We start from the raw sequence: 1,904 nt of genomic DNA, 5'->3' as shown, positions 1-1,904 counted from the left end.
GCAAACCCGATAAAAATCTGCTGTTACATAGCGATCAAGGGTCACAGTATACCTCTCAAAATTACCAATTTCTATTGAATACAAAAAACATCATTTCCAGCATGAGCCATAAGAGCTGTTGTTACGATAACTCTGTTGCAGAAAAGTTCACTTAAAAGGGAGCTGCTTATTGATACTTCTCGCTCAACAAACCAGAACTGCCATATTTGAATACATAGAAATCTTTTATAACAAATAACGTAGACATTCTACTATTAACAATTGCATTCCTGCACAATTTATTCTCATGATAAAAACGTCTTAACTTTCTCTCTACTTTTTCTGGGTAAGGTCAAACATGCAATACCAATAATGCTAATACATTTTATAATTTTTGTCATAAGATATTTTACAATGCTTCTAATAATATTAGATATCATCTATAAAATTAAAAAATCCATGAAAGGGGATAAAAATATGTAAAAAAGTATTATTGATTAATTAAAAACAGATTTTGGTTTGATAATACTAATAAAATCGGTTTATCTTAAATTTACGTTGAGTTTTACCTGTTATTTTTTGTAGTTTATCCAACGTAAATTCCAGGTAAAACAAAGTCGTTATCTCCAACCGTTACAACCAACTCTCCTTCTTTAATTTTTATTTGATTAGGTGTATGGTCCCATACCATCACACTCTGGGATCATACACCTAAAGTACTCCGACACTGGGATGACACCCCGGGTTTTCTGGGATGACAAAAAAGAGCCCCCTGAGCAAAAATCTTATAGCCACTTGAAGATCAATTGACTTTTTGCCTAAAATAACTAAGAAAGAAACTTCTCATCAAGATAACTTAAGTATATACTAATTCTCTTATTTTTAAACGATTTCTCATCATGAATTGCAGGATCAAAAACCTGAATTTGACTTGTTATAATGCTACAATTATTACTTGCAACTTCTAATACGCCACTATCAATTACAACCTTCTTTTCTGTTTGGTTACTCATTTTAGCAGTAATCATACCAGGCAACAAATAAATTAAGTAAGGAGCATGGTGAGCTAAAATCATAAGCTCCCCTTCGAGCCCAGTTACTGAAAGAGAAACCACTCCACTGAATGAAATTTGATCATCAGGAGAGAAAAATTGCACTTTAAAAGTATTCATAATCTTTAACTTTTATTTAGCTTCAGCTTGTATTAATTCAGCCTTTTTTATTGCTTCATCTATATTCCCCACCATATAAAAAGCAGCCTCTGGTAAGTGATCATATTTGCCTTCAACAATCCCTTTAAAACTGGAAACAGTATCAGAAAGTGAAACAAATTTACCAGGCATGCCAGTAAATATTTCTGCAACGTGAAAAGGTTGAGAAAGAAATTTCTGAATCTTACGAGCCCTATCAACAATAATTTTATCTTCATACGTTTCAATTTGCACGTTGAGTTCTCGATAAGCAAAGCTAGGTCCGCTCTTGGTTTCATCAAGAGGTGGTCCAAAGAGCTAGATGATCCGTATATTACCAAGAGGCTGTATACGTGTTTGGTTAGGCCTATACTTGAGTACGCTTCTATTGTGTGGTCTCCCTCGTACAGGTGCTATGTAGACTCAATTGAATCTATTCAAAAGCAATTCCTGTTGTTTGCTCTTAGGAATTTGGGTTGGGATCCGTCTGCTTCTCTTCCCCCCTATGAAAATAGGTTGCTTCTTTTGTCCTTACCGTCTCTTGAAAAACGTAGATTTGTTCTTGGCGTTTGCTTTGCAATCAAATTAATAAACGGCGCTATTGACTCGCCGTCATTACTTGGAGAAATAAGTTTTAATGTTCCTAACCGCTTCTCTAGGCATTTTACCTTGGTTAAGGTTAGTCATTGTAAATATAATTATGAGCTGTTTAACCCGCTCAGAGTTGTTGGCAAG

Annotated in this window: 2 protein-coding genes and 2 pseudogenes; 2 read left to right on the top strand and 2 right to left on the bottom strand. The window is 34.6% G+C overall.

From position 1 onward, the window contains the following. A pseudogene (locus tag WGMM_RS07505) lies at positions 1 to 238 on the top strand (IS3 family transposase); the annotation flags it as partial. Positions 239 to 806: 568 nt separating this feature from the next. On the opposite strand, the gene WGMM_RS02940 reads toward WGMM_RS07505, so the two are convergent. After that, a complete protein-coding gene (locus tag WGMM_RS02940; RefSeq protein ID WP_038249830.1) occupies positions 807 to 1,151 on the bottom strand; it encodes a F0F1 ATP synthase subunit epsilon in 345 nt (114 codons plus the stop codon). 12 nt (positions 1,152 to 1,163) lie between these two features. Then, positions 1,164 to 1,406: pseudogene (locus WGMM_RS02935) on the bottom strand (F0F1 ATP synthase subunit beta); the annotation flags it as partial. Between the two features lie 288 nt (positions 1,407 to 1,694). Here WGMM_RS02935 and WGMM_RS06705 point away from each other — a divergent pair. After that, positions 1,695 to 1,904 (top strand): hypothetical protein (locus tag WGMM_RS06705; RefSeq protein ID WP_240991888.1); only part of this gene is annotated, 210 nt, incomplete at its 3' end.

It is taken from the genome of Wolbachia endosymbiont of Glossina morsitans morsitans (genome assembly GCF_000689175.1).
Lineage (GTDB): Bacteria > Pseudomonadota > Alphaproteobacteria > Rickettsiales > Anaplasmataceae > Wolbachia > Wolbachia pipientis.
The sequence above is the reverse complement of the archived record's forward strand: the minus strand, read 5'-3'. Positions and strand labels throughout refer to the sequence as shown.

Coding starts and splice junctions, on each gene's coding strand:
- WGMM_RS02940 (WP_038249830.1), bottom strand. CDS start 1,151: ATGAATACTTTTAAAGTGCAATTTTTCTCTCCTGATGATCAAATTTCA.